Genomic DNA, 8159 nt, shown 5'->3' with positions numbered 1-8159 from the left:
CTTCGTCCGCGCCGTGAACGTGCCGATCACGTCGTCCGCCTCGTACCCCGCGACGCCCAGGCGCGCAGGACGGCGTGCGTGGCGAGGTGGCCGGGCGCCGTGTCGCGCAGGCGGGCGACGGCCCGGGCGGCCTTGGCCGGGCCCCGCATGGGGGGCAGGGCCGGTGGGGCGGGACTGCGGTGGAGGCGGGCCAGCAGGGTGGCGGCGGCCTCCCAGGGAGCGGCCTCGGGGGTGTCCGGGTCCACCGGGGTGCCGTACGGCCAGAAGGTCACGAGGCGGTCGTGGAGGGCGGCCGGGGCCTTGGTGAGCGGGGGCAACAGGATGCCGGGGAGGCGCGCGGCCGTGGTGAGGCGGAGGGCGAGGCCGGTGGCGTCGGTATGGGGGGCGTGGGCCTTCGCGACGGTGTTCGCGTGGCGGACCACGGTGGCGTCGGGGCGGTGGGCGAGGGTGACGGGTGCTCCGCAGGGGCAGGGGGTTGTGTCGCGGTGGGCTTCGGCTTCTGCTCTGCCGGCCAGCTCGGGTACGAGGTCTGTCACGGGGCTTCCTGAGGGTACGGCGCTGACCGTGAGCGTACGTGGGTGGACCGGCTGTGAGCTGAACGGTGCTCGGTGCGGGTGCGGGGGGTGCGCTTGCCCCGCTCGGGGGAGGCACGACTGCCCGCAGCCACGGCAGACGCTGCCCGCAGCCACGGACAATGCCGGCGCAGCTCCCCAGCTGCGCCGGCATTCTGCCGTCCGCCGCACCCCCGTCCCCACGGGGTTTCATGGGCGGATGTCCCCGCCCGGACCGCTCTTCCGGGCCCGGGACGCCGCTCAGCGCCCCAGCATCACGCCCACGGACGACGCCTGTGTGGCCGCTGTGTTCCAGCCATCTCGGTTGTCGTTGGCAGCGGCGGGTGTCCGACCTCGGGGGACGAGTACCGCACCCGCCGCTCGACCTCAAATCTAGGTGCGCGGCGGGTCAGGGGCGTCATGCCCGTGTACCGATTGGGAGGCCTCCCGGAGGATGAGCCCCGGCCCGGGGACTACTCCCCTGGGTGGAGACGCGGGTCCGGCTCTCGGGGTCTTCCCGGAGGGGTCTTCCCGGAGAGGTCACCCTCCGCAACCGCTCTCCGTGACTTCTCTCACTTCCACGGCAACCCGGCGCACCCCGGACTCACCCCTTCGGTACGTCCCGCTCGCCACCGGTCCGGACGGCTACCACCCGAGCGGCCAACCTCCGCTCGTGGAGCGGTGGTTGAGGTGGTCAGCAACCTCAAGGCGGCCTGCTCCCACGTATCTTGACCACCCTTCACGTCTCCTGCCCGGCGCCGACAATCGATCGGTCGAGAGGGCGCGGCCTCTGCACGCGAACCGCCCCGGGTACGTAAGCTGTGGCTCGTCACAGGGACCGGGCAGCGGGGATGAACATGGCGATGATGCGCCTGAGGCGCGAGGACCCGCGCGTCGTCGGCTCGTTCAGGCTTCACCGACGGCTCGGCGCGGGCGGGATGGGCGTGGTCTACCTGGGCTCCGACCGGAAGGGCCAGCGGGTCGCGCTGAAGGTCATCCGGCCGGATCTGGCGGAGGACCAGGAGTTCCGCTCGCGGTTCGCGCGCGAGGTCTCGGCGGCGCGGCGGATCCGGGGCGGCTGTACGGCGCGGCTGGTGGCGGCGGACCTGGAGACGGACCGGCCGTGGTTCGCGACGCAGTACGTGCCCGGGCCCTCCCTGCACGACAAGGTGGCCGAGGAGGGTGCGCTCTGCGCCGCGGAGGTGGCGTCGATCGGGGCCGCGCTGTCCGAGGGGCTGGTCGCCGTGCACGAGGCCGGGGTGGTGCACCGGGACCTCAAGCCGTCCAACATCCTGCTGTCCCCGAAGGGGCCGCGGATCATCGACTTCGGCATCGCCTGGGCGACCGGTTCCTCGACGCTCACGCACGTCGGCACGGCGGTCGGCTCGCCCGGGTTCCTCGCCCCGGAGCAGGTGCGTGGCGCGGCCGTCACTCCGGCGACCGACGTGTTCTCGCTGGGGGCGACGCTGGCGTACGCGTCGACGGGCGACTCGCCGTTCGGACACGGCAGTTCCGAGGTGATGCTGTACCGCGTGGTGCACGAGGAGCCCCAGTTGCACAGCGTGCCGGACGCGTTGGCTCCGCTGGTGCGGGCGTGTCTGGCGAAGGACCCCGAGGAGCGGCCGAGCACGCTGCAGTTGTCGCTGCGGCTGAAGGAGATCGCGGCGCGTGAGGCGCAGGACCTGGGTGACGTACGGCCGCCCGCTCCGCGTGCCGCCGAACCGGACCGGCCCACCGGCTCCCTGATCGACACCTACCCGGGCCGGCAGCGCGCCGGTTACGCCGAGCGTCCGCGGGGGCGGCGGCGTCCGGTGGACTCCTCGCCCGGCACCCCGGTGCCCCGGGGCACCGTTCCTCCGTCGCGGGGCGGCCCGCCCCGGGGCGGGCGAGACGGAGGTCCCTCCCGTACGGGCGCCCCGCGTCCGACGCCGACCTCGCGGGGCGGCCGTCCCGCTCCCCGGGGCGGCACCGGGCGGACCAGGCCGCGTCCCACGGCGACCGGCCGCCGCCCCGCCAACCCGCGCCTGCTGCGGCAGCGTCTCTTCGTGTTCGTGGTGGTGACGCTGCTGGTCGCCCTCGGTATCGCGGCGGCCCAGGGCTGCCAGGGCCCGGCCCGCGGACTGGGCGGCGACGGCCACGGCGTACGAGCCCAGCAGGACCACGCGCGCGTGCACGCGCCCGAGCCCTCCTACGGCTGAGGGCGGCCCGTCGCCACCGCGTAGAAGGCGACCGCGGCCGCCGCGCCCACGTTGAGGGAGTCGACGCCGTGGGACATGGGGATGCGGACCCACTCGTCGGCGGCCGCCAGGGCCCGGGTGGACAGGCCGTCGCCCTCCGCGCCGAGCATCAGGGCGACCCGGTCCATGCGGTGCGGGGCGGCCTCGTCCAGGGACTTCGCCTTCTCGTCCGGGGTGAGGGCGAGCAGGGTGAAACCGGCCTCGCGGACCGACTGCAGCTCCCCCGGCCAGGTGTCGAGGCGGGCGTACGGCACGGAGAAGACCGCGCCCATGGAGACCTTCACACTGCGGCGGTAGAGCGGGTCGGCGCAGTCCGGGGAGAGCAGGACCGCGTCCATGCCGAGAGCGGCGGCGGAGCGGAAGACGGCGCCGATGTTGGTGTGGTCGTTGACGGACTCCATGACCGCCACCCGGCGGGCCGTCCGCAGCAGGTCGGCCGCCGCGGGCAGCGGCTTGCGCCGCATGGAGGCGAGCGCGCCGCGGTGCACGTGGTAGCCGGTGACCTGTTCGGCGAGTTCGGGGCTGACGGCGTAGACGGGTGCGGGCAGGTCGTCGATGACGTCCCGCATGGCGTCGACCCACTTCGCGGACAGCAGCATCGAGCGCATCTCGTACCCGGCGTCCCCGGCCCGGCGGATCACCTTCTCGCCCTCGGCGATGAACAGACCCTCGGCGGGTTCGCGCCTGCGGCGCAGTTCCACGTCGGTCAGGCCCGTGTAGTCGGCCAGGCGCGGGTCGTCGGGGTCCTCGACGGTGATGAGATCGGCCACGGGTGGTTGCTCCTCAGGCTTCCGGGCCGACCGTGACGACCTCGCCGATGACGATGACGGCCGGCGGCTTCACGTCCTGGGCTCGGACGGTCTCCGCGACGGTCGCGAGGGTGGCGTCCACGCGGCGCTGGGCGGCGGTCGTGCCCTCCTGGACCAGGGCGACCGGGGTGTCGGGGGACTTGCCGTGGGCGACGAGCGTCTCGGCGATCTTGCCGATCTTGTCGACGCCCATGAGGACCACGAGGGTGCCGGTGAGCTTCGCCAGGCTGGGCCAGTCGACCAGGGAGCGTTCGTCGTCGGGGGCCACGTGCCCGCTGACCACGGTGAACTCGTGGGCGACCCCGCGGTGGGTGACCGGGATGCCGGCCGCACCCGGGACGGAGATGGAGCTGGAGATGCCGGGGACGACCGTGCACGGCACGCCGGCCTCGGCGAGCGCCTGGACCTCCTCCATGCCCCGGCCGAAGACGTACGGGTCGCCGCCCTTGAGCCGGACCACCGACTTGCCCTGCTTGGCGTGCTCGACGAGGGCGTTGTTGATGGCCTCCTGGGCCATGAAGCGGCCGTAGGGGATCTTCGCCGCGTCGATCACCTCGACGTGCGGCGGGAGTTCGGCGAGCAGGTCGCGCGGGCCGAGGCGGTCGGCGATGACGACGTCGGCCTCGGCGAGCAGCCGGCGGCCGCGGACCGTGATCAGGTCCGGGTCGCCGGGGCCGCCGCCGACGAGGGCCACGCCCGGGGTACGGGTGCGGTGGTGCGGAGCGACCAGGGTGCCGTCGCGCAGGCCCTCGACCACCGCGTCGCGGATGGCGGCGGTGTGCCGGGGGTCGCGCCCGCGCGCGCTGGTGGTGAGCACGGCGACCGTGACGCCCTCGCTGTGGCCGGTGGCCGGGGTCCAGGCGGTCGCCGCGTCGGCGTCGTCGGAGCGTACGCACCACACGCGGTGGCGCTCCGCTTCCGCGGAGGCACGGGTGTTGGCGTCGTGGTCGCTGGTGGCGATCAGGGCGTACCAGGCGCCCGCGAGGTCGCCGTCCTCGTACCCGCGCCGCTGCCAGGTGATCTCGCCCGCGTCCGCCATGGCCTCGACGGAGGCGGTCGCCTCGGGCGAGACGAGGACGATGTCCGCGCCGGCCGCGATGAGCGCCGGGAGGCGGCGCTGGGCGACCTGGCCGCCGCCGAGGACGACCACGCGGCGGCCGGTCAGACGGAGACCTACGGGGTAGGCGGGGTGTTCGGCCATGTGAGGTACGGCTCCTCGTCCGGGCGGTCCAGGCGGTACGAACGGGCGCTACGGCTCTGGAGCAGCCCTGACGTGCGGATTTTAGACGTGGGTTCAGCGTACGGCGGGGCCGGGGGGCGCTGGAGCGCGGACCCGCCGGCCCCGCGCTGCTACTTCTCGGTGACGCCCGCCGAGTCGAACGTCGCCACCTCGTGCATCGCCCGCGCCGTGCTCTGCACCAGCGGCAGGGCGAGCAGCGCGCCCGTTCCTTCGCCGAGGCGCAGGTCGAGGTCGACCAGGGGGCGCAGGCCGAGCTTGTTGAGCGCGGCGACGTGCCCGGGCTCGGCGCTGCGGTGACCCGCGATGCACGCCGCCAGGACCTCGGGCGCGATCGCCCGGGCGACCAGTGCGGCGGCACCCGCGCTGACGCCGTCCAGGATCACCGGTGTGCGCAGGGAGGCGCCGCCCAGGAGCAGGCCGACCATGGCCGCGTGCTCGAAACCGCCGACCGCGGCCAGGACGCCGATGGGGTCGGCCGGGTCAGGCCGGTGCAGTTCCAGGGCGCGGCGGACCACGTCGGTCTTGTGGGCCAGTGTCTCGTCGCTGATGCCCGTGCCCCGGCCGGTCACCTCGGCCGGGTCGGCACCGGTGAACACCGAGATGAGGGCGGCGGACGCCGTGGTGTTGGCGATGCCCATCTCGCCGGTGAGCAGGGCCTTGTTGCCGGCCGCGACCAGGTCGCGGGCGGTCTCGATGCCGACCTCGATGGCCTTCTTCGCCTCCTCGCGGGTCATCGCGGGGCCGGTGGTCATGTCGGACGTGCCCGCGCGGACCTTGCGGGGCAGCAGGCCGGTGCTGGCCGGCAGGTCGGCGGCGACGCCCACGTCGATCACGCAGACTTCGGCGCCCACCTGGTTCGCGAAGGCGTTGCAGACCGCTCCCCCGCCGAGGAAGTTGGCCACCATCTGGGCGGTGACCTCCTGCGGCCAGGGGGTGACGCCCTGGGCGTGCACGCCGTGGTCGCCGGCGAAGACCGCGACGGCCGCGGGCTCCGGGATCGGCGGCGGGCACTGGCGGGACAGGCCGGACAGCTGCGCGGAGATGATCTCCAGCATGCCGAGTGCGCCGGCCGGCTTGGTCATGCGCTTCTGCCGCTCCCAGGCCTCGCCCAGCGCCTTGGCGTCCAGCGGGCGGATCTGGGCGACGGTCTCGGCGAGCAGGTCGTGCGGGTCCTCGCCGGGCAGCGCGCGGCGGCCGTACGTCTCCTCGTGCACGACCCAGGACAGCGGGCGGCGCTTGGACCAGCCGGCCTGCATCAGCTCGGGTTCCTCCGGGAACTCGTCGACGTACCCCACGCACAGGTAGGCGACGGCCTCCAGGTGCTCGGGCAGGCCGAGGACGCGGACCATCTCGCGCTCGTCGAAGAAGCTCACCCAGCCGACGCCCAGGCCCTCGGCGCGGGCGGCGAGCCAGAGGTTCTCGACCGCGAGCGCGGAGGAGTAGGGCGCCATCTGCGGCTGGGTGTGGCGGCCCAGGGTGTGCCGGCCGCCGCGGGTGGGGTCGGCGGTGACGACGATGTTCACCGGGGTGTCGAGGATGGCCTCGATCTTCATTTCCTTGAACTGCTTCGCCCGGCCCTTGGGCAGCGACTTGGCGTACGCCTCGCGCTGACGCATGGCCAGCTCGTGCATCGCGCGCCGGGTTTCGGCGGAGCGGATGACCACGAAGTCCCAGGGCTGCGAGTGGCCCACGGAGGGTGCCGTGTGGGCCGCCTCCAGGACGCGGAGCAGCACCTCGTGCGGGATGGGGTCGCTGCGGAAGCCGTTGCGGATGTCGCGGCGTTCGCGGATCACCTTGAGCACGGCCTCGCGTTCGGCGTCGTCGTAGGCGGGTGCGGGCGGGCCGGCGGGCTTCCGTTCCTGGTCGGCGTCCTGGGCTTCGGGGTCGGGCTCCTCGCCGGCTACGGCGGCGGCGTCGCCGTCGCGGGGTGCGGGGACCGTGGCGGCGGGTTCCTGCGGGGCGGGTCCCTGCGGGGTGGGGGCCAGGTGCGGGATGGTGGGCACCGAGCCCTCGACCGGCACGAACTCTCCGAGGGGCTGGCCGGGTTGGGGCTGCAGGGGGATGCCGGGGGTGACCGTTTCGGGTTCGGCCGGCTGGGGCTGGGGATCGGACGGTTCGGGGGCCGTGGTGTCGGTGGGCTCGGGTGTGTTCGGATCCTGGACGGCGGGGTCCGCGATGTGGGCGGCGGGTGCTGCGTCCTGGAGGCCGGTCTCCGGGGCCCCGGGGTGCGGCTGCTCCGTCGCCCGGGCGCCGGCGGGAGGCACGGCGGTTTGGGCCGACGGCTGTGCGGTGTCGGCCTCGGACGCGGTCTCAGGCAGACCTGCGGTCCCGGCCCCGGTCGGCTCCTGGTCAGCGGCGGGTGCTTCGTCGGCGTCCGTGGGGCCCGCCTCGGGGGCCGGAACGGCTGCGGGGGCCTGAACGGCCTCCGGAGCGGTCCCGTCCAGGCCCTGTTCCGCGGGCACGTCCTCGTGGCCGGTCCCGGGCTGCGGCTCCGCCTCCGCGACAGGCACGGCGGGGGCGGGCTCCCCCGCCTCCAGGACCTCGGCGGTCCCCTCGGCATGAACGGTCACGTCCGCACCGCCGGGCGCGTGCCCGTCCTCGGGCGCCTGCTCACCGGGAGCGGTCTGGGCATCCCCGGGCTCCTGGCCGGCCTCGGCCACCTGGCCGCCCGCCGGGTCCTGGACGCTCTCCGGGACATACGCCGCCTCGACGGCACCGCCAGGCACGGCCTCGGCAGCCGACACCTGACCGCCCGGAGCGACTTCACCCGCCCCGGCCACCCGCCCCGCCTCGACAGCAGGCGCACCCTCCGCCGCACCGCCAGGCACGGCCTCGGCAGCCGACACCAGACCGCCCGGAGCGACTTCCCCCGCCCCGGACACCCGCCCCGCCTCGACAGCAGGCGCAACCTCCGCCACACCGCCGGGCACAGCCCCGGCCTCAGGCACCTGACCGCCCACCGGACCAAGGGCAGCGCCCACCGGCCCCTGCTCGCCCGCCTCTGCCGTGAGGCGGGTCACCGCGGCCTGGGCCGCGCTGGTCGGGTCCGGGTCCGGGGCAACCGTTTCCGCAGCCGTCACCCCCACGCCGACCGGCGGAGTCGCCGGGGTCGCCGGAGTCGCCGCGGTGGCCTGGGCGCCCCAGGGAGCGGCGCTCTGCGGGGCCGTCTCGAGCGACTGGGGGACGCCGAGGTACTCGGGACCGGCCGTGGGCGGTCCGGGGTGCCGGACCGGCGCGCCCGCGGGGCCGCGGTCGGCCAGGGAGCGGACCGGGCTCGCGGAGGCGTCCGGGATCGGCGGCCCGAGGTGCAGCGGCCGGCGCG

At 75.2% G+C, this 8159-nt stretch carries 4 protein-coding genes and 1 pseudogene; 1 reads left to right on the top strand and 4 read right to left on the bottom strand.

What is annotated here, in order from left to right:
* Positions 1–50: 50 nt before the first annotated feature.
* Positions 51–536 (bottom strand): annotated as a pseudogene (locus DEP02_RS21185) (aminoglycoside phosphotransferase family protein); the annotation flags it as partial.
* An 866-nt stretch (positions 537–1402) separates the two neighbouring features.
* On the opposite strand from DEP02_RS21185, the gene DEP02_RS21180 reads away from it, so the two are divergent.
* Positions 1403–2749: a serine/threonine-protein kinase gene (locus tag DEP02_RS21180; protein ID WP_198668513.1), complete on the top strand. Its 1347-nt coding sequence runs from the start codon at positions 1403–1405 to the stop codon at positions 2747–2749.
* On the opposite strand, the gene DEP02_RS21175 is transcribed toward DEP02_RS21180, so the two are convergent.
* The 3 genes from DEP02_RS21175 to cobT form a co-directional block, all read right to left on the bottom strand.
* A complete protein-coding gene (locus tag DEP02_RS21175; RefSeq protein ID WP_112469258.1) occupies positions 2740–3558 on the bottom strand; it encodes a TrmH family RNA methyltransferase in 819 nt (272 codons plus the stop codon). The two genes, DEP02_RS21180 and DEP02_RS21175, sit on opposite strands and share 10 nt — an antisense overlap.
* A gap of 13 nt (positions 3559–3571) precedes the next feature.
* Entirely contained in the window at positions 3572–4798 is a 1227-nt protein-coding gene (gene cobA, locus DEP02_RS21170) for a uroporphyrinogen-III C-methyltransferase (protein WP_112469257.1), read from the bottom strand.
* 149 nt (positions 4799–4947) lie between these two features.
* Positions 4948–8130 carry a nicotinate-nucleotide--dimethylbenzimidazole phosphoribosyltransferase gene (cobT, locus tag DEP02_RS21165; RefSeq protein ID WP_438947787.1) on the bottom strand — a complete coding sequence of 1061 codons (3183 nt, stop codon included), beginning with the start codon at positions 8128–8130 and terminating at the stop codon, positions 4948–4950.
* Between the last annotated feature and the right edge of the window lie 29 nt (positions 8131–8159).

The organism is Streptomyces triticisoli, from assembly GCF_003270085.1.
Taxonomy (GTDB): Bacteria; Actinomycetota; Actinomycetes; order Streptomycetales; family Streptomycetaceae; genus Streptomyces; species Streptomyces triticisoli.
This window is presented reverse-complemented; position numbering and strand designations above follow the sequence as displayed.